Source organism: Pseudonocardia sp. ICBG601 (assembly GCF_020496245.1).
The window spans coordinates 392,272-415,407 of sequence record NZ_JAHLJA010000152.1; the positions used below are offsets into that span (position 1 = coordinate 392,272).

22 protein-coding genes and 1 riboswitch are annotated in these 23,136 nt (G+C 76.7%); of the genes, 7 read left to right on the forward strand and 15 right to left on the reverse strand.

Translation table 11 applies throughout. The features are described from left to right. Positions 1 to 11: 11 nt before the first annotated feature. From KPL57_RS52205 to KPL57_RS52220, 4 genes are all read right to left on the reverse strand, one after another. Entirely contained in the window at positions 12 to 1,073 is a 1,062-nt protein-coding gene (locus tag KPL57_RS52205) for a winged helix DNA-binding domain-containing protein (RefSeq protein WP_226357833.1), read from the reverse strand. A gap of 16 nt (positions 1,074 to 1,089) precedes the next feature. After that, entirely contained in the window at positions 1,090 to 2,226 is a 1,137-nt protein-coding gene (locus tag KPL57_RS52210) for an LLM class flavin-dependent oxidoreductase (protein WP_226357834.1), read from the reverse strand. Positions 2,227 to 2,293: 67 nt separating this feature from the next. Next, positions 2,294 to 3,097, reverse strand: coding sequence for an IclR family transcriptional regulator C-terminal domain-containing protein (locus KPL57_RS52215; protein WP_226357835.1), 804 nt, complete (start codon positions 3,095 to 3,097; stop codon positions 2,294 to 2,296). Then, the gene (locus tag KPL57_RS52220) at positions 3,094 to 4,245 is read right to left on the reverse strand and encodes a lyase family protein (protein ID WP_226357836.1); all 1,152 of its coding nucleotides are present in this window, start codon (positions 4,243 to 4,245) and stop codon (positions 3,094 to 3,096) included. The genes KPL57_RS52215 and KPL57_RS52220 overlap by 4 nt, the downstream gene beginning before the upstream one ends. 74 nt (positions 4,246 to 4,319) lie before the next feature. On the opposite strand from KPL57_RS52220, the gene KPL57_RS52225 reads away from it, so the two are divergent. The 4 genes from KPL57_RS52225 (at position 4,320) to KPL57_RS52240 (ending at position 7,646) form a co-directional block, all read left to right on the forward strand. Next, a complete protein-coding gene (locus KPL57_RS52225) occupies positions 4,320 to 4,970 on the forward strand; it encodes an HAD hydrolase-like protein (RefSeq protein WP_226357837.1) in 651 nt (216 codons plus the stop codon). Between the two features lie 144 nt (positions 4,971 to 5,114). Further along, positions 5,115 to 6,032, forward strand: coding sequence for an MOSC domain-containing protein (locus KPL57_RS52230; RefSeq protein ID WP_226357838.1), 918 nt, complete (start codon positions 5,115 to 5,117; stop codon positions 6,030 to 6,032). Positions 6,033 to 6,274: 242 nt separating this feature from the next. Then, entirely contained in the window at positions 6,275 to 7,018 is a 744-nt protein-coding gene (locus KPL57_RS52235) for a CoA transferase subunit A (protein ID WP_226357839.1), read from the forward strand. Between the two features lies 1 nt (position 7,019). Then, positions 7,020 to 7,646 carry a 3-oxoacid CoA-transferase subunit B gene (locus tag KPL57_RS52240; protein WP_226357840.1) on the forward strand — a complete coding sequence of 209 codons (627 nt, stop codon included), beginning with the start codon at positions 7,020 to 7,022 and terminating at the stop codon, positions 7,644 to 7,646. A gap of 52 nt (positions 7,647 to 7,698) precedes the next feature. Here KPL57_RS52240 and KPL57_RS52245 read toward each other — a convergent pair whose 3' ends face one another. Together KPL57_RS52245 and KPL57_RS52250 are read right to left on the reverse strand one after the other, a co-directional pair. Further along, positions 7,699 to 8,907, reverse strand: coding sequence for a cytochrome P450 (locus KPL57_RS52245; protein WP_226357841.1), 1,209 nt, complete (start codon positions 8,905 to 8,907; stop codon positions 7,699 to 7,701). Between the two features lie 35 nt (positions 8,908 to 8,942). Continuing rightward, positions 8,943 to 10,073, reverse strand: coding sequence for an FAD-binding oxidoreductase (locus KPL57_RS52250; protein ID WP_226357842.1), 1,131 nt, complete (start codon positions 10,071 to 10,073; stop codon positions 8,943 to 8,945). A 254-nt stretch (positions 10,074 to 10,327) separates the two neighbouring features. Here KPL57_RS52250 and KPL57_RS52255 point away from each other — a divergent pair, with 254 nt between their 5' ends. From KPL57_RS52255 to KPL57_RS52265, 3 genes are all read left to right on the forward strand, one after another. Then, positions 10,328 to 10,537: a hypothetical protein gene (locus KPL57_RS52255; RefSeq protein WP_226357843.1), complete on the forward strand. Its 210-nt coding sequence runs from the start codon at positions 10,328 to 10,330 to the stop codon at positions 10,535 to 10,537. 123 nt (positions 10,538 to 10,660) lie between these two features. Then, complete coding sequence (locus KPL57_RS52260; protein ID WP_226357844.1) at positions 10,661 to 11,368, forward strand: 4'-phosphopantetheinyl transferase superfamily protein; 708 nt, start codon at positions 10,661 to 10,663, stop codon at positions 11,366 to 11,368. 46 nt (positions 11,369 to 11,414) lie between these two features. Continuing rightward, positions 11,415 to 12,836, forward strand: a complete 1,422-nt coding sequence (locus KPL57_RS52265; protein WP_374203917.1) for a DNA polymerase IV — start codon at positions 11,415 to 11,417, stop codon at positions 12,834 to 12,836. Positions 12,837 to 12,855: 19 nt separating this feature from the next. Here KPL57_RS52265 and KPL57_RS52270 read toward each other — a convergent pair whose 3' ends face one another. From KPL57_RS52270 to KPL57_RS52310, 9 genes are all read right to left on the reverse strand, one after another. Further along, positions 12,856 to 13,227 carry a hypothetical protein gene (locus KPL57_RS52270; protein ID WP_226357846.1) on the reverse strand — a complete coding sequence of 124 codons (372 nt, stop codon included), beginning with the start codon at positions 13,225 to 13,227 and terminating at the stop codon, positions 12,856 to 12,858. A gap of 34 nt (positions 13,228 to 13,261) precedes the next feature. Next, positions 13,262 to 13,451, reverse strand: a riboswitch (cobalamin riboswitch). After that, entirely contained in the window at positions 13,448 to 15,037 is a 1,590-nt protein-coding gene (locus tag KPL57_RS52275) for a chloride channel protein (protein WP_226357847.1), read from the reverse strand. It overlaps the preceding riboswitch by 4 nt. Continuing rightward, on the reverse strand, positions 15,034 to 15,540 hold the full coding sequence (locus KPL57_RS52280) for a MarR family winged helix-turn-helix transcriptional regulator (protein ID WP_178372855.1): 507 nt from the start codon (positions 15,538 to 15,540) through the stop codon (positions 15,034 to 15,036). Before KPL57_RS52280 ends, KPL57_RS52275 begins: the two co-directional genes overlap by 4 nt. Before the next feature lie 52 nt (positions 15,541 to 15,592). Further along, positions 15,593 to 16,813 carry a uroporphyrinogen-III C-methyltransferase gene (cobA, locus tag KPL57_RS52285; protein ID WP_226357848.1) on the reverse strand — a complete coding sequence of 407 codons (1,221 nt, stop codon included), beginning with the start codon at positions 16,811 to 16,813 and terminating at the stop codon, positions 15,593 to 15,595. Further along, a complete protein-coding gene (locus tag KPL57_RS52290; RefSeq protein ID WP_226357849.1) occupies positions 16,810 to 17,310 on the reverse strand; it encodes a cobalamin biosynthesis protein in 501 nt (166 codons plus the stop codon). The genes cobA and KPL57_RS52290 overlap by 4 nt, the downstream gene beginning before the upstream one ends. 53 nt (positions 17,311 to 17,363) lie before the next feature. After that, positions 17,364 to 18,728, reverse strand: coding sequence for a cobyrinate a,c-diamide synthase (locus KPL57_RS52295; RefSeq protein WP_226357850.1), 1,365 nt, complete (start codon positions 18,726 to 18,728; stop codon positions 17,364 to 17,366). Further along, the gene (gene cobO, locus KPL57_RS52300; RefSeq protein ID WP_226357851.1) at positions 18,722 to 19,336 is read right to left on the reverse strand and encodes a cob(I)yrinic acid a,c-diamide adenosyltransferase; all 615 of its coding nucleotides are present in this window, start codon (positions 19,334 to 19,336) and stop codon (positions 18,722 to 18,724) included. Before cobO ends, KPL57_RS52295 begins: the two co-directional genes overlap by 7 nt. Positions 19,337 to 19,348: 12 nt before the next feature. Beyond that, positions 19,349 to 21,556 (reverse strand): putative cobaltochelatase, encoded by a 2,208-nt coding sequence (locus tag KPL57_RS52305; protein WP_226357852.1) that lies wholly within the window; start codon positions 21,554 to 21,556, stop codon positions 19,349 to 19,351. Further along, positions 21,553 to 23,082, reverse strand: coding sequence for a cobyric acid synthase (locus KPL57_RS52310; protein WP_226358033.1), 1,530 nt, complete (start codon positions 23,080 to 23,082; stop codon positions 21,553 to 21,555). The genes KPL57_RS52305 and KPL57_RS52310 overlap by 4 nt, the downstream gene beginning before the upstream one ends. Positions 23,083 to 23,136: the final 54 nt, after the last annotated feature.

The window sequence follows — 23,136 nt, forward strand, 5'->3', positions numbered from 1 at the left end:
CCCATCGTGCGTCACGCCGGGGGCGCTCCCGGCCCCGGGTCCCGGTACCAGGCGGTGAGCAGCTCGGCCTCGTCGTCGACGGCGCGCCGGTCGGCGGCGTCGAGCGGGGTGAACGGGGTGGTGACGACGCGGCCGTCGCGGTGCTCCCAGGTGCCGGCGACCCGGCCGTGCAGCAGGAACACCGGCGCCGAGCGGGGCCGGGTCGTGGCGAACACGTGATGGCGGTGCTCGGCGGGCACGATCCCGGTGGCCGCGGCGTGCCCGAGCAGCAGCACCGCGTCGTAGGGGCCGAGGAAGCGCACCGGCAGCGGGGTGCCGGGCCCGGGCAGCGGGGCGCGCGGCACGTCGAGCAGCGCGGTGCCGTCCTCGGCGGCGAACGGGCGCAGGTCCTGTCCCGCCAGGGCGGCACGGGCGACGCCGACCGGCCAGCCGGCGAACCGCGCGACGTCCGGCGCGGACGCGGGCCCGAAGGCCCGCAGGTAGCGGCGGGCCAGCGTGGCCCGTGCCGCGGCGGGATCGGGCTCCGGGCCGGGCGCGGCGAGGCCGTGGACGTGGGCGCGCGGGGTCGCCCAGGTACCGGCGGGCGGGACCCGCACGAGCCCGACCCAGTGCTGCACGCCGGGGAAGACACCCGCGGGCAGGCCCGCGTCGGCGAGTGCGGCGGTGATCTCGGCGTGCCGGCGCGGCCCGTCGGCCAGCAGCCCGCCGACGACGCGTGCGGCGGCGGTCATGTCGGCGTCGGTGACGTCGCGGAGCAGCCGCAGCCAGTCCGCGCGCTGCTCGGCGCGGACGGCGGCGGTGAACACCGGGTGGTCGCGGCGGCTGAGCATGTGGATGGTCGAGCGCATCGCCCAGGCCTGTACGACGCGTCCGTCGTGCAGCATCGCGGTCAGCGTGGCCCGCTCGAAGCCGGTCAGCCGCGACCACAGCCCGAGGTAGCCCGACGGGGCGTGCTGGGTCTGCAGCCCGCCGATGCGTTCCAGGGCGCGCGGCACCCTCAGGGCGGCGCGCCCGGTGAGGAGCTGGCGGGCGAGCAGGGCCCGCAGCCGGTCGTCGGCGGTGAGGACGCGCACCCGGCGAGTGTGCCGGTCAGCCCGCCGTCCGGGTGTACCGGTCCGCGGGGCGGGCGAGCCCGAAGCGGTCGCGCAGGGTGCCGTCGTAGGGGGCGGGCGTCCAGGCGTCGCCGAGTGCGGGCAGCAGGCCGTCGACGATCTCGTCCACCCCGGACGGCAGCGCCAGCGGGACCAGCACGAACCCGTCGGCGGCGCGCTCCTCGGCGGCGTCGCGCAGCAGGGCCGCGAGCGCGGCCGGGTCGCCGACGTGGCGCAGCGTCGCCGGGGCGGGGTCGGCGTCGGCGGGGGCGAGTGCGTCGAGCTCGCGCAGCCGCGCGGCGGCGTCGTCGCCCAGCAGGGTCTCGACGTCGAGCAGCACGGTGACCTGCTCGGGGTCGCGCCCGGCGTCGGCGACGGCGGCACGGACCCGGTCCCGGGCCTCGGCGGCTCCGGCGACCGTGTCGGCCGCGACCCGGACGACGTCGGCGTAGCGGCCGACGGTCGCCAGCGCCTCGGTCTCGTCGCCGCGCAGCACGGTCAGGGGCTGCCCCTGCGGCGGGCGCGGTGTGATCGACGGACCGGTCACGGAGAAGAACTCGCCGGTGAAGTCGATGTGGTGGAGCCGGTCGCGGTCGACGAAGCGTCCGGTGGCGGCGTCGCGGATCTCGGCGTCGTCCTCCCAGGAGTCCCACAGCCGGGCGGCGACCTCGATGGCCTCGCCGGCCTCCCGCCAGAGGGAGGCCGCGTCGCGGTCGGCGCGCGCACGGCCGAACAGGTCGGCCTCGGCCTGCGTGCGCGACACGTCGGGCTGCCAGCCGGCCCGCCCGGTGGACACGAAGTCCAGGGTGGCGACGGCCTTGGACAGGTGGAACGGCTCGGTGTGGGTGACCGTCACCGTCGGCACGACCCCGATGCCGGGGACGGCGGGCGCGACCCGCGCGGCGACGGCGACGGCGTCGAGGGTGCCGGGCAGTGCGGCCGGGTCGGCACCGGGCGGCCGCAGCGAGTCGGGCAGCGCGACGAGGTCGAGGCCGCCGCGCGCCGCGGTGCGGACCAGGTCCAGGTGGTACGGGGCGGTGAACAGCCGGGCCGGGTCGGCGCCGCCGAGCCGCCACGCGCCGGGGTGGCGCCCCGCCGCTCCGAGTTCGACCGCCAGGTGCAGACGTCCGCTCACCGTGCCTCCGTCGCTCGAGATCAGCTCCTGGGAGGGCCAACCCGCCGCGGGCGCGGTCTGTTCCCGGCTACCCGGCGGCGCGCAGGTCCGCCTCGATCGCGGCGGCGCAGGCGCGCAGCTCGGGCAGGATGTCGGCGCGCAGGCCGTCGGCGTCGTTGCGGGAGGCGTGGGTGGAGACGTTCGCGGCCGCGACGACCCGCCCGGCTCGGTCGTGGACGGGCACCGCGACCGAGCGCAGCCCGGCCTCCAGCTCCTGGTCGACGACGCAGTGCCCGTCGGTGCGGACCCGGTCCAGCTCGGTGCGCAGCTGCTCCGGGGTCGAGACGGTGTGCGCGGTCAGCGCCGCCGGCTCCAGCGCGCCGAGGTAGGAGTCGAGGGTGGCGGGCGGGAGCGCGGCGAGCAGGACGCGGCCCATCGACGTCGCCCAGGCCGGGAAGCGGGTCCCGATGGTGATGGTGACGGTCATGATCCGCGAGGTGGGGACGCGGGCGACGTAGACGACGTCGTAGCCGGTGTGCGGGTCGCCGTCGAGGACCGACACCGACGCGGACTCGCGCACCGTGGCGACCAGGCGCTCCAGGTGCGGGGCCGCGATCTCGGGCAGGCCCATCGCGGACAGGTAGGACCAGCCGAGCTCCAGCACCCGCGGGGTGAGGGTGAACAGCCTGCCGTCGGTGCGGACGTAGCCCTCCTCGGCCAGGGTGAGCAGGAACCGGCGGGCCGCGGCGCGGGTGAGCCCGGTGGCACGGGCGACGTCGGCGAGGGTCTGCTGCGGGCGCTGCGCGTCGAAGGACCGGATGACGGCCAGCCCGCGGGCCAGCGAGCGGACCTGCTCGGTGCGCGGGGCGCCCACGTCCTCCGGGGTGCTCACGCCGGCCGTCCGGCGAGGACGGTGTCGACCAGGTCGGCGGCGTGCCCGGTGCCGTGGCCCTGGGCGCCCGCGGCGAGGTCGAGGTTGCGGGCCATCGCCTCGGGGTGCGCCTGCAGCCCCTCCAGGCTCACCCGCAGCCGGGCCGCGGCGCCCGCGGTGACCCGCAGCAGCGCGACGAGCGTCTCCCACTCCGCGTGCCAGGCCCCGGCGGCACGCTGGAACTCCTGCTCGGCGCCGGCGAGCAGCGTCGCGACCAGGCCGGGGGCGCGCTTCGCGGCGCCACGGGCGGTGACCGCCGCGGCCGGGTTGCGCTTGTGCGGCATCGACGACGAGTCCCCCGGCGCGGACTCCGACACCTCGCCGAGCTCGGTGGCGGACAGCAGCACGACGTCGCCCGCGGGCTTGGCGCAGGCCCCGGCGGCGACGCCGAGCGCCCCGGCGAGCTCGCCGATGCGGCTGCGTTCGGTGTGCCACGGCACGCCCTGCGGGGCGAGCCCGAGCCGCGCGGCCAGCGCGTCGGCGACGGCCGGGCCGTGCGGGTGGACGGCCGCGAGGGTGCCCGCGGCGCCGCCGTAGGAGACCGGCAGCGCGGTGAGCACCCGGTCGAGGCCGGAGCGGGCCCGGTCCAGCCCGGTGCACCAGGTGCCGGCGACCAGGCCGAAGGTGGTGGGCAGCGCCTGCTGGCCGAGGGTGCGGGCGGCGCACGGGGTGTCGCGGTGGGTGGCGGCGAGCGCGGCCGCGGCGTCGGCGCAGGCGGTGAGGTCGGCGACGACGCGGTGCCCGGCCCGGCGGGTGAGCAGCATCAGCGCGGTGTCCATGACGTCCTGGCTGGTGGCACCCGGATGCACCGCCCGCTCGGCGCCGGGCTGGATCCGCGCCGCGGCCGCCTTGAGCCGCTTGACCAGCGGGATCACCGGGTTACCGCCCTCGACCGACTCGGCGGCCAGCGCGTGCGGGTCGACGCCCGCGACGGCGGCGACGGCGCGTTCCACCGCGTCGGCGTCGTGCTCGGTGACCGCGCCCTGCTCGGCGGCGACCGCCGAGAGCGCCAGCTCGACCTCCAGCAGGGCGGCGATCCACGCGCCGTCGTCGAGCAGGCCGTCGACCCGGTCGGTGCCGGACAGCGGCCCGAGCAGTGTGTTCGCCATGCGTACAAGCGTACGGCCTGCGACCGTCGGGGAGAAGGGACGGCCGGGTCACCCGGGAGGCAGAATGACCCGACGTGCTGACCCACATCCTGCTCGACCTCGACGGCACCCTCGTCGACTCCGCCCCCGGCATCCTCGGCTCGATGCGCCGCGCGATCGACGAGGTGGGCCTGGACGTCCCCGAGTCCGCGCTCGGCACGCACCTGCTCGGCCCGCCGCTCTACCGCAGCCTGCCCCCGATCCTCGGCGACGAGGGCACCGCCGCCGTGCTGCCGGTGTACCGGCGCCTCTACGGCGACGAGGACGGCTGCCTGGACTGCACGCCCTACCCCGGCGTCCCGGACCTGCTGCGTGCCCTGTCCGCGGCCGGCGTGACGATGGCCCTGGCCACCAGCAAGGGCGAGACCTCGGCGCGCAAGATCCTCGCCCACCACGGCTGGACCGACCTGTTCACCGAGATCGTCGGCGACACCCGCGCCGCGGACCGGCCGACCAAGGGCGCCGTCGTCGCCGAGGCGCTGCGCCGGCTCGGGTCGCCCTCGGGTGCGGACGAGCCGCTGATGGTCGGCGACCGGCTGCACGACGTCGAGGGCGCCGCCGAGCACGGCCTCCGCTGCGTCGGGGCGGGCTGGGGCTACGCCGAGCCGGGCGAGCTTGAGGCCGCGGGCGCCACGACGGTGTACGCCTCCGCCGACGAGCTGCGGACGGCACTGCTCGGCCTCTGAGCTGCGACGTCCGGGTGAACCGGGCACCGACGGCCGCGCATCTGCGGCCGTCGGCAGGGGTCGTGTCCTCAGCTGAGGAGCGCTCTCGCGGGCCCGTCCGTTCGGGCCGTGCGCGTCGAACGGACGGGCCGATATACACCGGACATGACGGTCGCCGCGCTCTACCGCTATCCGGTCAAGTCGATGCTCGGGGAGTCCCTGACCCGGGCCACCATCACCGAACGAGGACTGCTGGGCGACCGCGCCTACGCGGTGCTCGACACGGAGACCGGGAGCATCGCCAGCGCCAAGGTGCCCAAGCGCTGGCTCGGTCTGCTCAGCTTCTCGGCCCGGTTCGTCGCCGAGCCGGTGACCGGGGAGCCGCTGCCGCCGGTCGAGATCACCTTCCCGGACGGCTCGGTCCTGCCCAGCGACGACGAGGGCCTGGACACCGCGCTGTCCGCCGCGCTCGGCCGGGACGTGTCGCTGATCTCGGTGCCGCCGGAGGGCAGCTACTTCGAGGAGCTGTGGCCCGACATCGAGGGCCTCACCCCGCAGCAGCTCGCGCCGCGCAAGCTCATCGAGGACACGACGACCCGGCACGAGGACTCCGGCGAGGTCATCAGCCGGTTCGACATCTCCGCGTTCGGGGCGCCGGGCACGTTCTTCGACCTGTCGTCGCTGCACGTCCTCACCGAGTCCACCCTCGACCGGCTCCGTGAGCTCGCGCCGGAGGCGACCTTCGACCCGCTGCGCTACCGGCCGAACCTCGTGCTCCGCGCCGACTCCTCCCCCGACGGCGGCCCCGGCTTCGTCGAGAACGACTGGCCGGGCAGCACGTCGACGATCGGCGACGAGGCCCGCGTCACCTTCTCCTTCGCCACCATGCGGTGCGTCATGACGACGCTCGCCCAGGGCGACCTGCCTAACGACCCGGACACCCTGCGCACGATCGCGAAGAACAACCGCATCGAGATCCCGCAGGTCGGCGGGGTCTGGGCCTGTGCGGGCGTGTACGCCGAGGTCGCCGCGGGCGGGGAGATCGCCGTCGGGGACCCGCACACCGCCCCCGCCCCGGCCTGACCACCACCCGCCCGGCCCGGCCCTCCGCACGGACGCCGCGCCCCCGGCGTCGCCGCGGGCCGGGCCGCGGGCCGCGCTGAGCCGCGGGGCGGTCGCCGAGATGCAGCTCAGCGGGGATGCGGGGCACCCCCGGCCCCGCTGAGCTGCATCTCGGCGCGGACGCCGCTCCGCATGTGTTCGCATAGCGAACGCTTGTGCGTCTGTCGTACGCCGCGTACCGTCGTCGGCGACGGAGGTGCGTGATGGACAAGGTGGTGGCATCCGCCGCGGACGCGGTCGCCGACATCGGCGACGGGGCGTCGCTCGCGGTCGGCGGGTTCGGCATGTCCGGGGTTCCGACGGTGCTGATCGCGGCGCTGCTGGAGCAGGGCGCGACGGACCTGGAGACGATCTCGAACAACCTGGGCGTCGACGGCTTCGGCCTCGGCACCCTGCTCGCCGCCGGGCGGATCCGGCGCACGATCGGCTCCTACGTCGGCAACAACAAGGAGTTCGCCCGCCAGTACCTGGCCGGCGAGCTGGAGCTGGAGCTGACCCCGCAGGGCACGCTCGCCGAGCGGCTGCGGGCCGGCGGCGCGGGCATCCCGGCGTTCTACACCCCGGCCGGGGTCGGGACGCTGGTCGCCGAGGGCGGGCTGCCCTGGCGCTACGCCTCCGACGGCTCGGTCGCCGTCGAGTCCCCAGCGAAGGAGACCCGCGAGTTCGACGGCGTGACCTACGTCCTCGAGCGCGCCCTCACCCCGGACTTCGCGCTGGTCCACGCCTGGAAGGGCGACCGGCACGGCAACCTGGTGTTCCGGCGCGCGGCGCGCAACTTCAACCCGGACTGCGCCGCGGCCGGGCGGACCACGATCGCCCAGGTCGAGCACCTGGTCGAGCCCGGGGAGATCGACCCCGACGCGGTGCACACCCCCGGCATCCACGTGCACCGCGTGCTGCACGTCCCCGGCGCCGAGAAGCCGGTCGAGTTCAGGACGGTGCGTTGACATGGCCCTCAACCGTGACGAGATGGCCGCCCGGGTCGCGGCCGAGCTGCCCGACGGCTCCTACGTCAACCTCGGCATCGGCATGCCGACCCTGGTGCCCGGGCACATCCCCGAGGGCCGGACGGTCGTCCTGCACTCGGAGAACGGGATCCTCGGCGTCGGCCCCTACCCCACCGACGACGAGGTCGACGCCGACCTCATCAACGCCGGCAAGGAGACCGTCACCGTCGCCGACGGCGCCGCCTTCTTCGGCTCGGCGGAGAGCTTCGGCCAGATCCGGGCCGGGAAGCTCGACGTCGCCGTCCTGGGCGGGATGGAGGTCGCCGCGAACGGCGACCTCGCGAACTGGGCGATCCCCGGCAAGATGATCAAGGGGATGGGCGGGGCGATGGACCTCGTCCACGGCGCGCGCTCGGTGATCGTGATGATGGACCACGTCTCCAAGGACGGGTCTCCCAAGATCGTCGAGCGGTGCTCGCTGCCGATCACCGGCCTGGGCTGCGTCACAAAGATCGTCACCGACCTGGCCGTGATCGACGTGACGCCGGACGGGCTCGAGCTGGTCGAGACCGCGCCCGGCGTCAGCGCCGACGAGGTGCGGGAGAAGACCGGCGCACCGCTGCGCTGACACCGCCCGCCGGGCGCACCCCCCTCGGTCGCGCCCGGCGGCGGCGCCGCCCTCAGGCGGGCTCGCCCGGCGTGACCGGCAGCCGGGACAGGCCCCGGACCAGTGTCGACTCGCGGTACTCGAGCTCGGACGGCTCGACGGCCAGCGCCAGGTCCGGCCGCTGGGCGATGAGCTTGCCGATCGCCACCCGGCCCTCGGTGCGCGCGAGCTGCGCGCCCAGGCAGAAGTGGATGCCGTGACCGAAGAACACCCCGGACGACGAGTCCCGGGTGATGTCGAGCCGCTCCGGGTCCTCCAGCCACTCCGGGTCCCGGTTCGCCGCGGCGAGCCCGAGCATGACGGTCGACCCGGCCGGGATGGTCACCCCGGAGTACTCGACGTCCTCGCTGGCGAACCGCATCGGGGCGTTCGAGACCGGGGACTCGAAGCGCAGGAACTCCTCCACCGCCGAGGTGATCAGCGACGGGTCGGCCTGCAGCCGGGCGCGCTGCTCGGGGTGGGTCAGCAGGGCGAGCACGCCGTTGCCGATCAGGTTGACCGTGGTCTCGTGCCCGGCGATGAGCAGCAGCGTCGCCATCGCGACGAGCTCCTCGGACGACAGGCGGTCGCCGTCGGCGTCGCTGACGGCGAGCAGGCCGGACAGCAGGGCGTCGTCGGGCTCGGTGCGCTTGTGCTCGATCAGCTCGGCGAGGTAGCCGTTCAGGCTGCCCATCGCGGCGAACTTCTCCTCCTGCGGAGAGTCGTCGACCATCACCGACGACCACGCGGAGAACCTGTCGCGGTCCTCGGCCGGGACGCCCAGCAGCTCGCAGATGACCAGCACCGGGACGAGGAACGCGTACTGGCGCATGAGGTCGACGGGGCCCTCGGCGGGCAGCGCGTCGAGCAGCTCCTGGGTGATCTCCTCGACCCGGGGCTGCAGGTCGTTCATCCGCCGCACGGTGAACGAGCGGCCGACGAGCTTGCGCAGCCGGGTGTGGTCCGGCGGGTCCATCAGGATCATCATCGGGATCGGCGCGGCCGGCTGGCCCTCGCGCTGGTCGGCGGGGAGCGTGTACCGCCAGTCCTTGCTCAGCCGCGGGTCGACGAACGCCGCGCGGACATCGGCGTAGCGGCTGATCAGCCACGCCTTCCCGTCCGGCAGTGCGAGCTCACGCACCGGCTCCTCGGTGCGCAGGGCCGCGTAGGCGGGGTGCGGGTCGGTCCAGAAGTCGCCCGAGAACAGGTCGTGCGTCTCGGTGCCGGTGGTGGTCAGCGCCATGGGGACCATGGTGCCAGCCATGGGTAAGCAGCCGCTTACGTCAGTCGTGTGACCGAGCACACAGCGGGGTCGAGGTCGACGTCGGCCGGGGCCGGGTGGCCCAGGACGACCGACGCGGCCAGCGCCGCCAGCGCCGGGGCGGACTCGATGCCCGACCCGCCCTGCCCCGCGACGAAGAAGAAGCCCGGGTGCTCCGGGCGCGCGCCCAGCACCGGGGCGCGGTCGGGGGCGAAGGTCCGCAGCCCCGCCCACGCGGTCCGGACCGACCGCAGCCCGAGCGTGGTCACCGAGTCCACCCGGTCCAGGGCGAGGGCGACGTCGAGCTCCGCGGGCCGCGCGTCGCCCGGCTCGGCCGGGGTCTCGTCGGCCGGGGAGACCAGCACGATGTCCGCCTCGGCCTTGAGGTACCAGCGCTCCGCGGCGTCGGCGATCATCGGCAGGACGGTACCGTCGACGGTGAGCACCGACGGGTCACCGACCGGGCAGGCGGCGATCGTGCGCCGGTACGGGGTCAACCCGGCGCCGGGCACACCGGCCAGCGCCGCCACCGCGTCGGCCCAGGCCCCGGCCGCATCGACGACCACTCCCGCCCGCACCCGGTGCCCGGCGGTCGTCGTCGCGCTCCAGCCGGAGCCGTCCCGGTCCAGCGCGGCCACCCGGGCGCCGCGCAGCACGGTGCCGCCGCGGGCGCGCAGCCCGCGCCGATAGCCGTCGTGCAGGGCCGCGGTGTCGACGTCGCAGGCACCGGCGGTCCACGCGGCCGCACGCGGGGCACGGCGCAGCACCGGCGCGCGTCGCCACGCCTGCGCGGGGTCCAGGGCGACCGGGGCGCCGGGCTCGCCGTGCTGCTCGCGCAGCGTCGTGGCGAGACGGTCGGCGGCCTGCTCGTCGTCGGCGAGGTGCAGGACCGGGCGCGGGGACAGCAGCGGCGGCGTCCCGAGCTGCTCGGGCAGCGCGGCGAACCGCGGCCCGGAGGCGTCGATCAGCGCGCGGAACGGGCCGGAGCCGTGACCGGGGATGTAGGTGGCGGCCGAGCGGGCGGTGGAGTGGACCGGCAGGTCCTGCTCGGCCTCGGTCAGCACGACGCGGGCGTGCGCGGCCAGCTCCCACGCGACCGACACCCCGGCGATGCCGCCGCCGACCACCAGCACGTCCGCCGTCTCCATGCCCGCGACGATAGGTCGGCGGCACCGGGGAAAACCGGTGGCCCCGGCCCGGGCGGTCGTCGTAGCGTCGCCGCCATGCTGATCCGGTTCCTCTGAGCGGCCCGCGGAGTCGACCTCCGCGCCCCCGCCGCCGGCCCGTGACGTCCACCGGGCCCGGAACCGTCGCCGCCCTCGTGCGGCCCTTCCGGCGTCCCCGCGCGTCACCGGCCCTCCGCACCCGGTCCGAGTCCGACCCGATGCTCCGAGGAGGTCGTATGCCCACGACCCGCCACACCCCTGTCCCCACCGCCGACACCGGTCCCGCCGGGGCGCCCACGCCCGCCAACCGCGCCGAGCGGCGCGCGGCGAAGCGCGGCCGGTCCGGCGCCCCGGGCGGCCCGGCGGTACCGCGCACGGCGGGGCCGGCCCCGCAGGCCCGCCCGGCCCACGTCCGCACGGACTTCGCCGCCCGCCGCAGCGGCTGAGGGCACGGGCACGATCACGGATCGGGCACCGGGGACGTCGGCAGGCGACCCTCCGCGTGCCCGATCCGTGATCACTCCCGGCGGTGCGGCCCGGTGCGGGGGCGACGTGGAAGGCTGGACGCCGTGACCGTCACCGTCTGGTGGGCCGCCCCGGCCGATCCCGGCGACCGCGCCGACCTCGTCGCGCTGCTGGACGCCCATGAACGCGAGCGGCTCCGCGCACTGCGCAGGCCCGAGGACCGTGCCCGCTACCTCGCCGCGCACGCCCTGGCCCGGCTCGTGCTCGCCGAGCGGCTCGACGCCGACCCCGCCGCGCTCGTCCTGGACCGCACCTGTCGCTGCGGGGAGCCGCACGGCAAGCCGCGCCTGGCCGGGCGCGGCGACGACCCCGGCTTCTCGCTGACCCACTCCGGCGCGCTGGTCGGCGTCGCGGTCGGGACCGGCCCGGTCGGCGTCGACGTCGAGGCGCACCGCCCGCTGTCCGGCCTCGACGGCCTGGTCCGGCACGCCCTCTCCCCCGCCGAGCTCGCCGCGGGCACGCCCGACGGCACCGGGTTCCTGGTCACCTGGACCCGCAAGGAGGCGCTGCTCAAGGCCACCGGCGAGGGCCTGTCGAGCCCGATGGACGCGATCACGCTGTCCCCGCCGCACGCCCCGGCCCGGGTGCTGGGCTGGACCGGCACCGGCGGGAGCTGGTGGGTCGCCGACGTCGCCACCGGTCTCGCCGACCACCCGGGCGCCGTCGCCGGGGCGGGACCGGTGGCCCCGGCCGTCGCCGTCGCCGACGGCGACGCGGTCCTGTCGGTGCGCCGGGGCACGATGCACGGGTGATGGTGAGGTGACCGCGGCGGCCGACCGCTGGGTGCTGCATCTGGACATGGACGCGTTCTTCGCCTCCGTCGAGCAGCTGACCCGGCCCACGCTGGCCGACCGGCCGGTCCTGGTCGGCGGCGCGGGAGCGCGCGGCGTCGTCGCGGGGGCGAGCTACCAGGCGCGGGTGTTCGGGGCCCGCTCGGCGATGCCGATGGGCCAGGCGCGGCGGCGCTGCCCGCACGCGACCGTCCTGCCGCCCCGGTTCTCGCTGTACAAGGCGCTGTCCGACGAGGTCATGGCCGTCCTCGGCGAGTTCTCCCCGGTGCTCGAGCCGGTCTCGGTCGACGAGGCGTTCGTGGAGCCGCCCGACCTGGTGGGGGCCTCCCCGGACCGGGTGCGGGAGTGGGGCACCCGGCTGCGCGACGCGGTGCGCGAGCGCACCGGGCTGCCCGCCTCGGTGGGCGCCGGGTCGGGCAAGCAGGTCGCGAAGATCGCCTCCGAGCTGGCCAAGCCGGACGGGCTGCGGGTGATCGCCCACGCCGAGCAGGCCACCGTGCTCGACCCGCTCCCGGTGCGGTCGTTGTGGGGCATCGGGCCGGTCTCCGGCGAGGCGCTGCGGAAGATCGGGATCGAGACGATCGGACAGCTCGCCGCGATGGACGCCCGCGAGGTCGCCGGGGTGCTGGGCGGCGCCGTCGGGTCCGAGCTGCACCGCCTGGCGCGCGGCATCGACGACCGTCCGGTCGCCCCGCGCGGCGCGGCCAAGCAGATCAGCGCGGAGACGACCTTCGACGCCGACCTGACCGCGATGAGCGCGGTGCACACCGCGGTGGAGTCGATCTGCGTCGCCGTGCACCGGCGCCTGGTCGCCGACGGCCGGACCGCCCGCACCGTCACGGTGAAGGCGCGGACGGGGGACTTCACCACCCACACCCGGTCCGAGACGACCCCCTTCGGGACCCGGGACCTGGCGACCCTGGTCGCGGTGGCCCGGCGGCTGGCCGAGGGCGCCGTCGGCGAGGGCGGGGTGCGGCTGCTGGGGGTGTCGGTGTCCGGCTTCGGCGACGAGCCGCCACTGGCGCTGTTCGACGCGGTGCCCTCGGAGAGCGGGTGGACGACGGCCCCGGCCCCCGACTCCGCGCCCGCGGCCGCCGGCCCGGCCGCGGCGGCGGGGGTGACCGTGCTCGACGCACCCCCGGAGAGCGACGCAGCCACCGGGACCGGCGCGACCGTGGAGCCCGGCGACGTGCCCGGCCCGCTCCGCCCGGACCGGCCCGACCGCGAACCCGACCCGGACCGGCCCTGGCGCGCCGGCGACGACGTCGCCCACCCCGAGCACGGCCACGGCTGGGTCCAGGGCGCCGGGCACGGGCGGGTCACCGTGCGGTTCGAGACCGCGCTCACCGGCCCCGGACGCACCCGCACGCTCGACGCCGCCGACCCGGACCTCACCCGGGCCGACCCGCTGGGCAGCTGGCGGGCCTGAGCCCGGGCCCCGTGCGGGCTCAGCCGATCAGCGGGCTGCGGTGCGGCGGTGCGACGCGGCTGCCCTCGGCGACCCGGGCGCGCAGCGCGGGGGCGGTGCGGGCCAGCCCGTCGAGGACGGCGCCGAGCGCGGCGTCGCCCGCGGGGTCGCCCCCGACCAGCAGCACCGCGGCTCCGGCGGGCCCGGCGGCGGCCCAGGCCCCGATCCGGGCGACGGCGTCGCGCGGTGTGACCGGCTCGACCCGCCACGCCTCGGCGTAGAACAGGGCGGTCGACTCGGCCTGCGGGAAGGCGAAGACCGTCTCGGCCTCGGCCAGCAGGTCGTGCGCACCCGGGCGGGGCGCGTCGTCGCCGGACGGATCGGTACCGAGCACCACCAGGTCGTGGCTCATCGCATGTCCTCCTCGAGGGTCCGCGCCCTCACCAGTGGGAATCCGCGACGACGGGCAGTGTCCTGGCTCCCGGATCGGCACGCCCTCCCCGGCCTTCCCACCCTCGCGGGCGGTGGCGCCGGTGTGGGGAGGGCACTCCCCGGTGACAGTGGCGGGACCGCGCCGGACTCGCACCGGCTTCCTGTTCCGTCGTCGGCCGGGAGCCCATCACGCGACCGGGTTAGCGGTCAACAGTCCCCCGCCCGGCCACTCCCCGCAGATGGTCGAGCAGGTCGTGCTCGGTCAGCGTCCCGAGCAGCGGCCCGTCCGGCCCCTCCCGCACGGGCAGCGCGGCGCCCCGGTGTGCCGCGAGCACCCCGAGGACGTCGTGCACGGAGCCGCCCGGGTCCAGGGCGGGCAGCTCCGGGTCGGGCGTCGTGCCGTCGGCGGGGCGCATCACCTGGGCGACGACGACCCGGCGCAGCGCCTCGTCGGTCGGGGTGTCGGCGGCGAGGTCGATCCCGCGTCGCAGCAGCTTGAGCGTGTAGATGTTGTCCCGCGACACCAGGTTGGACAGGCCGGTGGCCAGGACGACGGCGGCCATCAGCGGCAGGATCAGGGCGTAGTCGCCGGTGAGCTCGAACACGATGAGCACCGCGGTGATCGGGGCGTGGGCGGCCCCCGCGAACACCGCCGCCATGCCGACCAGGCCGAACGCGCCGGGGTGCAGGTCGAGCGCCGGGAACAGGGCCGCGGCGGCGTAGCCGAAGGCGGTCCCGGCGGTGCCGCCGACGAACAGCGACGGCGCGAAGACGCCGCCGGACCCGCCTATGCCGATGGTGAGGCTGGAGGCGAGGATCTTCCCGACGACGAGCAGGAGCAGGAACCCGACGACGTACCGGCCGCCGATCGCGGCCTCCAGCACCGGGTAGCCCACGCCGTACATCTGGGGCAGCGCCAGCAGCAGCGCGCCGAGCAGCAGCCCGCCGACGGCCGGGCGCAGCCACTCCGGGCCGCGCCAGACGGCGTCGCAGGCGTCCTCGACGGCGTAGAGGATGCGGGCGAAGGCCCAGCCCAGCAGCCCCGCGAGCAGCCCGAGCAGCGCGTAGAGCGGCAGCTGGGCGGGGCTGCCCAGGTCGAAGTGCGGCAGGGTCAGGATCGCGCGGTCCCCGGCGATCACCTCGGCGACGACGTTCGCGACCACCGAGCTGATCACCAGCACGCCGAACGCCTCGGCGCTGAACGACCGCAGGATCAGCTCCAGGCCGAACACCACCCCGGAGATCGGGGCGTCGAACGTCGCGGAGATCCCGCCCGCGGCGCCGCAGGCGACCATGAGGACCAGCCGGGTGGCGGGCACCCGCAGCCACTGCCCGATGGCCGAGCCGAGCGCGGAGCCGATCTGCACGATCGGGCCCTCCCGGCCGACGGAGCCGCCGGTGCCGATGCAGATCCCCGACGCGAGCGCCTTCACCGCGGCGACGGTGACCGGGATCCGCCCGCCCCGGCGCGCGACGGCGAGCATCACCTCCGGCACCCCGTGCCCGCGGGCCTCCGGCGCGAACCGCTGGACCAGTGGGCCGTACACCAGGCCGCCGAGCACCGGGGCGACGAGCAGGAACCAGACCCCCAGCCCGGGCAGGTGCGGCGAGGCGACCCGGCCGGCGTCGGAGAAGTCCTCCCGGCCGGTGACCAGCCAGGTCACGCCGAGGATCAGCTCGTGGAACAGCACCGACCCGATGCCGGCGCCGATCCCGATGACCGTCGCCAGGCCGACGAGCCCCGGCCGGGTGCCGACGAGCGCGCGGTGCAGCGCGCGGACCGCGGTCACCGGGCACCGTCCTCGGCGGGCACGGGCGCGACGGCCCAGTCGGTCTCGCCGACCTCGCCCGCGGCCTCGGCGAAGCGGCGCAGCGCGTCGCGGACCGCGGTGCGCTCGGCGGCGGGCAGCGTCGCGAGCAGCCGGTGCATCTCGGCCCGACGCAGCCGGGTGACCTCGTCGACCAGCGCCCGCCCGGCCGGGCTGAGCGCGACGGCGACCTCGCGGCGGTCGTCGCCGGTGCGGGTGCGCGCGACGAGGCCGCGGCTCACCAGACGGTCGCACATCCGGGTCGCCGTCGACGCCGACACGGTCAGCGCCGTGGCCAGGTCGGCCGGGCGCCGGGTGCCGTGCTGGGCCAGCACGACCAGCGCGCGGTACTGCGGCAGGGTCACCTCGCCCGCCGTCCCGCCGGCCTGCTCCCCCGCGGCGGCCAGGGATCCGGCCACCACGGAGAGCATCGCCCGGCTCGCGGTCATCACCGCGTCGACGACGTCATCGATCTCGTCCGTCACGCCACCGATCGTTGCACATTGCAAACTTGCAGTGTGCAACGAGTCGTCGGGGTCACCCCCCGACGGGCGCCTGAAGCCCCGCGACGGGCCCGATCACGACGATCGCCGGCGGGCTGATCTCCTGCTCGGTCGCCACCTGCTCGGCGGTCTCCAGCGTCGCGCGGACCGACCGCTCGATGCGGGTGGTGCCGTCCTGCACGATCAGCACCGGGGTGTCGGCCGGGCGGCCGTTGGAGATCAGCGCCTCGGCGAACTTCCCGAGCCGCTCCACGGCCATCATCAGCACGATCGTGCCGGTCATCCGGCCCAGCGCGGTCCAGTCGGTGAGGCTGCGCGGGTCACCCGGCGCGACGTGCCCGGACACGACGACGATCTCGTGCGCGACCCCGCGGTGGCTCACCGGCGTCCCGGCGACGGCCGGTGCGGCGAAGGCGCTGGTGATGCCCGGGACGACGGTCACCGGCACCCCCGCCGCGGCGCACGCCTGGACCTCTTCGAACCCCCGGCCGTAGACGAACGGGTCACCGCCCTTGAGGCGGACCACGAACTTCCCGGCCCGGGCGTGGGAGATGAGCAGCTCGTTGATCCGCTCCTGGGCCATGGCGCGGCCGTAGGGGATCTTCGAGGCGTCGATGACCTCGACCTCGGCGGACAGCTCGTCGAGGATGTCGCGCGGGCCGAGCCGGTCGGCGACGACGACCTCGGCGCGGGACAGCAGCCGCCGTCCGCGCACGGTGATCAGCTCCGGGTCGCCGGGGCCGCCACCGACCAGCGCGACACCGGCCTGCGGGGGCTCGGCCGACTCGTCGACGACGCCGGCGGCCAGTGCCTCGACCAGCGCGGTGCGCACGGCCGCGGACCGCCGGTGCGCGCCCCGGGCCAGCACGCCGACGGTGAGCCCGTCGTAGCCGCCGGTGGCGGGGGTGACCGCGGTGCCCTTGTCGCCGTCGTCGGCGCGGACGCAGAACACGCGGTCCCGCTCGGCCTCGGCGACGACGGCGGCGTTGGTCGCGGCCTCGTCGGTGGCCGCGATCGCGTACCAGGCGCCGGCGAGGTCGCCGTCGGTCCAGCGGCGGGCCGTCCAGGTGATCTCCCCGGCCGAGGCCATGCCCTCGACCGCCGGGGTGACCTCGGGCGAGACGACCTCGACGACCGCTCCCGCGGCGATCAGGCGGGCGACACGCCGCTGGGCGACCTGTCCCCCACCGACGACGACGGCCCGGCGGCCGGCCAGGTCCAGCCCGACCAGGTACTGCTCGTGGTGCGCGTTCAACGACGTTCCTCTCCCGGACTCCGACGCCCGGCGGTGGCAGCGGTTCCCTGCGCGGGGCCCCCGCTCGACGGCGACGCCGGACGATAGCCGGACCCGCATGTTTCGGAGGAGACCCCGGAGGGCAATCCCACACCCGCCGATCGGGCGGCCACGGCGACCGTGACGCCCTGACCAGCGGTCTTACCGACGATCAGGTGGGCACCGTCGCCGGCGGCGAGCAGTGCGGCGGCCTCTGCGACCGATGAGGTCCCGACGGCCGCAGCGACCCGGGCATCCGGCCGCGGCACCGCGACCGCGGCCAGCGCGGCGGCCGCGAACCCGTGCGGCTCCCGCGGTGCGACGGCCGCCCGCAGCCCCGGTTCCGACGCCCGCCGGTCCAGGGTGGCGACGACGGCGTCGCCGAGCTCCAGCCCGTGCGCGGCGGCGACCCGGTCCAGCAGCGCGCGCACCGCGGCCTCGGTGGTACCCGGCCGCAGCCCCACCCCGACCGTGATCACCGGTTGTGGAGCGGAGCGCTCGGCACGCGGACGCTCCGCTCCACAACCGGTGATCATGCGAGCGTGGCCGGGACGCCGAGGGGGGCCGCCGCGACGAACCGGGCGACGGCGCCGGGCACACCGGCCGGATGGGTGTGCAGGAACGACGCGTGCACCCGGGCGTCGACGTAGCCCTCCGGCTCGCCGCCGCGCCACGCCCAGGCGGGGGCGGCCCCGGCCCGCGGGGTGACCGCGCACCGGTGGAACTCGTGCGCCCCGGCCCGCTCGCCCGCCGCGAACAGCGGCGACGCCGACACCGCGACCGCGTCGCGGTAGCCGAGGGTGAGCCGCGGGGTCATCCCCGCCGACGCGTCGAGGACCCCGCACATCGGCGTCCCGTCGAGGTCGCGGCACAGGTACAGCAGCCCGCCGCACTCGGCGTGCACGGGCGCCCCGGACGCGGCCAGCGCGGCGACCTGCGCCCGCAGCGGCGCGTTGTCCCCGAGCGCGCCGACGTGCTCCTCGGGGAAGCCGCCGGGCAGCACCAGCGCGGCCGTGCCCGCCGGGAGCGCGGGGTCGCGCAGCGGGTCGAAGGTCACCACGTCGGCACCGGCCGCGGTGAGCAGCTCGGCGTGCTCGGCGTAGCCGAACCCGAAGGCCGGGCCCCCCGCGAGCGCGACCACCGGACGTCCCGGGACCGGGTCCGCCCCGAGCTCGGCCGCCGGGTCCCAGACGGGGCCGTCGGGCAGCGGGCGGGCGAGGGCGAGGACGGCGTCGAGGTCCACGTGCTCGGCGACGAGCGCGGCCATTGCGTCCACCGCGGCGGTCGCGGCGGCGCCGTGCTCGGCGGCGGTGACCAGGCCCAGGTGCCGCGAGGGCACCGCCAGCTCGGCCCGGCGCGGGACCGCGCCCAGCACCGGGAGCCCGACCTCCTCGGCCGCGGCCCGGCAGACCTGCGCGTGCCGGTCGGACCCGACCCGGTTGAGGATCACGCCCGCGACCTGCACGGAGTCGTCGAACGAGCGGAAACCGTGCAGCAGCGCCGCCAGCGACCGGGACTGCCCCCGGACGTCGACGACCAGCACCACCGGCGCGCCCAGGGTCGCCGCGACCTGCGCGGTGGACCCGGCGCCGTCGGCGATGCGGCCGTCGAACAGCCCCATCACCCCCTCGACGACGGCGACGTCGGCGTCCCGGGCGCCGTGCCGGGCCAGCGGGGCGAGCCGGTCGGCGCCCTGCAGGACGACGTCGAGGTTCCGGCCCGGGCGGCCCGCGGCGAGGGTGTGGTAGCCGGGGTCGATGTAGTCCGGCCCGATCTTGAAGGGTGCGACCCGGGTGCCGCGCCGCGACAGCGCGGCCATCAGCCCGGTCGCGACCGTGGTCTTCCCGCTCCCCGACGACGGCGCCGCGACGACCAGCGCGCGGGCCGTGGTCACCACTCGATCCCCCGCTGGCCCTTCTGTCCGGCGTCCATCGGGTGCTTGACCTTCGTGGTCTCCATGACCAGGTCGGCGGCCTCGACCAGGGCCGGCGGGGCGTCCCGGCCGGTGATGATCACGTGCTGCTGCCCGGGCCGGTTGACCAGCACGTCGACGACCTCGTCGACGTCGATCCAGCCCCACTTCAGCGGGTAGGTGAACTCGTCGAGCACGTAGACGCGGTGCGCCTCGGTCTCGATCCGGCGGCGGATCTCGGCCCAGCCCTCGGCGGCGTCGGCGGCGTGGTCGGTCTCGGTGCCGGCCTTGCGCGACCAGGACCAGCCCGAGCCCATCTTGTGCCACTCGACGGGCCCGCCCTGGCCGGTCCGCTCGTGGACCTCGCCCAGGGCGCGGAACGCCTCCTCCTCGCCGACCTTCCACTTCGCGGACTTGACGAACTGGAACACCCCGATCGACCAGCCCTGGTTCCAGCCGCGCAGCGCCATCCCGAACGCGGCGGTCGACTTCCCCTTCATCACCCCGGTGTGCACCACCAGCAGCGGCCGGTTGCGACGCTGGCGGGTGGTGAGCCCGTCGGTGGGCGTGACGGACACCTGTCCCTGCGGCACGGTGGTCTCCTCTCAGGCGGCGCGGGCGGACCGGGTCTCCCGGACCAGGTCGCCCACGCTGTCGGCGGTCAGCTCGTCGAGGGTCACCAGCTCGCCGCCCGCGGCGGCGGCGAGCGGCGCGGCGAGCCCGAGGCGGACGTGGCCCGCCTCGCAGTCGACGACGACGGTGTGCACCCCGTCCGCGGCCAGCAGCCCGGCGGCGCGGCGGGAGTCGGCGACGGGGTCCCCGCCGTCACGGGCGGCGACGGTGGCCCGCCCGTCGGTGAGCAGCACGACCAGCGGGCGGCGGCGCGGGTCGCGGCGGCGCTCGGCGTCGAGCACGGCGCGGGCCTTGAGCAGGCCACCGGCCAGCGGGGTCCGCCCGCCGGTGCGCAGCCGGGACAGGCGCTGCTGGGCGGTCGGCACCGACGACGTCGGCGGCAGCGCCAGCTCCGCCTCCCGGGCCCGGAAGGTGACCAGCCCGACCTTGTCCCGCCGCTGGTAGGCGTCGCGGAGCAGACCCAGCACGGCCCCCGAGACGGCGGTCATCCGCTTGCGCGCGGCCATCGAGCCGGACGCGTCGACGACGAACAGCACCAGGTTCCCCTCGCGGCCCTCCCGCTCGGCGCGGCGCAGGTCGTCGCGGTGGACCAGCAGGCCCGGCCCGCGGCGACCGCGCCCGGCCTGGTGCGGCGCGGCGGCGAGCACGGTCGCGGGCAGGTGCAGGTCCGCGGCACGGGTGGTCCCGGCCCCGGACGGCCGGACGATGCGACCGGCGTCGGTGCGGGCCCGCGAGCGGCGGCCCGGTGCGCCCGCGCCCAGCCCGGGGACGGTGAACTTGCGGACCGTCGCCCGGTGCAGCCGCGCGGCGTCCCCGACGACGACGGCCCGGCCGTCCCCGCCGTCGCCGCCGGTCGGGGCCTCGGCGGTCTCCGGGGCCCGGTCGTCGCCGGGCGCCGCCGGGTCGGTGGCGTCCTCCCCGCCGTCGGCGCCGTCCGAGCCGGGTGCCTCGGCGCGCTCACCGTCGCCGCGCGGGTCGCCGCCCGCGGGGGGCGTGTCCCCGGTCCCGTCGGCGTCGTCGGGCTCCTCGCCGGCGTCGGGGCCGTCCGGGCCGTCCTGCGGCTCGGCCGGGTCGTCGGGGCCGGGGCCGCCGGGGTCCGGGTCGTCGTCGGGGTCCGGGTCGTCCTCGGGGCCCAGGTGGTCCTCGGCGTCGGCGAGGGCGCGGTCCAGCTCGGCCGGGTCCAGGCCGGGCTCGTCGAACGGGTCGCGACGACGGCGGTGCGGCAGCGCGAGCCGGGCGGCGACGCGCACGTCGTCGGCGGTCACCGCGTCGCGGCCCTCCCAGGCGGCGTGCGCGGCCGCGGCCCGGGTGATGACCAGGTCGGCGCGCATGCCGTCGACGTCGAACCGGGCGCACACGAACGCGATCCGCCGCAGCTCCCGGTCGCTCACCGCGACGGAGGAGACGTGGGCCTGTGCGGCGCGGAGCCGGGCCGCGGTCGCGGTCTCGTCCGGGGCGAAGCGGGCGACGAACCCGGCCGGGTCGTCCTCGAACGCCATCCGCCGCCGGGTCACCTCGACCCGGGTGTCGACGTCGCGGCTGGCCCGCACCTCCACGGTCAGCCCGAACCGGTCGAGCAGCTGCGGGCGCAGCTCGCCCTCCTCCGGGTTCATCGTGCCGACCAGCAGGAAGCGGGCCGCGTGCGAGACGGAGACGCCGTCGCGCTCGACGTGCGCGCGGCCCATCGCGGCGGCGTCGAGCAGCAGGTCGACGAGGTGGTCGTGCAGGAGGTTGACCTCGTCGACGTAGAGCACCCCGCGGTGGGCGTCGGCGAGCAGGCCGGGCTGGTAGGCACGGCGGCCCTCGGACAGCGCCTTCTCCAGGTCGAGCGAGCCGACCAGGCGGTCCTCGGTCGCGCCGACGGGCAGCTCGACCAGCCGGGCCGGGCGACGCCCGCCCGCCGCGCCCGCCGGGTGCGGGCCGTCCGGGCAGGACGGGTCCGGCGCGGCGGGGTCGCAGGCGAACCGGCAGGCGTCGACGACCTCGTGCGAGGGCAGCAGCGCGGCCAGCGCGCGCACCGCCGTGGACTTCGCGGTGCCCTTCTCCCCGCGCACCAGGACACCGCCGACACCCGGGTGCACGGCGTTGAGCAGCAGCGCCAGCCGCAGGTCGTCGTGGCCGACGACGGCGGAGAACGGGAAACGGGGAGGTCCGGCGGCGGGGGCGGTGCTCGTGCTCACGCGGGTGAGGCTGCCAGACCGGAGGTCAGCACCGGGAGGTCCGGCGGCGCACCGTGTCCGATCACATGTTCAAGTGACGACGTGTCGAGGTGGTGTTCGACCAGGTCGGCCAGCAGATCCACCTGCCGGGTGCGCTCGGCCGCGAACGACGTGTCCTGTGCCACCACGAACCCGGTCCGTCCTGCCTCTTCGGCGAGGCGGGTGAGCAGCAGCCGCCGGAAGCCGTCGTTCTCGGCGAGGCCGTGCCAGTGCGTGCCCAGGACGTGGCCGCGGTCGCTGCCCTCGTCCCCGATCAGGCCGGGGTCGCCGGAGCGCACGACGCGGCCGTGGTGGATCTCGTAGCCGGTGACGGTCTCGCCCCACGCCGTCGCGGTGGGGGTGGCGAGGTGCTTGACCGGGTCGAACGCGATCTCCAGGTCCAGCAGACCCAGCCCGGCGACGGTCGTGCCGGGAGCGGCCTCGGCGCCGTCCGGGTCGCAGACGGTGTGCCCGAGCATCTGGTAGCCGCCGCAGATCCCCAGCACCGGGCGCCCGGCCGCGGCGTGCGCGCGCACCGCGTCGGCCATCCCGGACACCCGCAGCCAGGCCAGGTCCGACACGGTCGCCTTGGTCCCGGGCAGCACGACGACGTCGGTGTCGGCGATCCGCGACGGCTCGGTCACGTACCGCACGGCGACGCCCGGTTCGCAGGCCAGCGCCTCGGCATCGGTGGCGTTGGAGATCCGCGGGAACCGGACGACGGCGACCCGCAGCCACTGCCCGCCGCGTGGCGGGGCCGGGTGCCCGAGCACCCCGTCGGCGACGGCCGAGAGCGAGTCCTCGGCGTCGAGCCAGAGGCCCTCGGCGAAGGGCAGCACGCCCAGCGTCGGCCGCCCGGTGAGCTCGCGCAGCCGGTCGAGGCCGGGTTCGAGCAGGCGGGGGTCCCCGCGGAACTTGTTGATCACGAAGCCGGCGATCAGCGCCTGGTCGGCCGGGTCGAGCACGGCGAGGGTGCCGAACAGGTGCGCGAGCACCCCGCCGCGGTCGATGTCGCCGACGACCAGCACCGGCAGGTCGTTGCGCCGGGCGAAGCCCATGTTGGCGAGGTCGGTGGCCCGCAGGTTGATCTCCGCGGGCGAGCCCGCTCCTTCGCAGACCACGACGTCGTGGCGGGCGCGCAGCCGGGCCAGGGAGTCGGCGACGACGTCGGACAGCGCCGCGGTGCGGTGCCGGTAGGACAGCGCCGACACCTGGCCGTCGGCGCGGCCGCGCACCACGACCTGCGAGGTCCGGTCCCCGCCGGGCTTGAGCAGCACCGGGTTCAGGTCGACCGAGGGGGCGATGCCGCTGGCGAAGGCCTGCATCGCCTGCGCGCGGCCGATCTCGCCGCCGTCCGGGGTGACGACCGAGTTGTTGCTCATGTTCTGCGCCTTGAACGGCGCCACCGAGACGCCGCGCCGGTGCAGCCACCGGCAGATACCGGCGACGACGGCGCTCTTGCCCGCGTCCGACGTCGTCCCCGCGACGAGGACCGCTCCCTGAACCACCACGGCGGGAAGTATCGCCCCGGCGGGACCGTCCGCGGGCGCGGCTACCCTGGG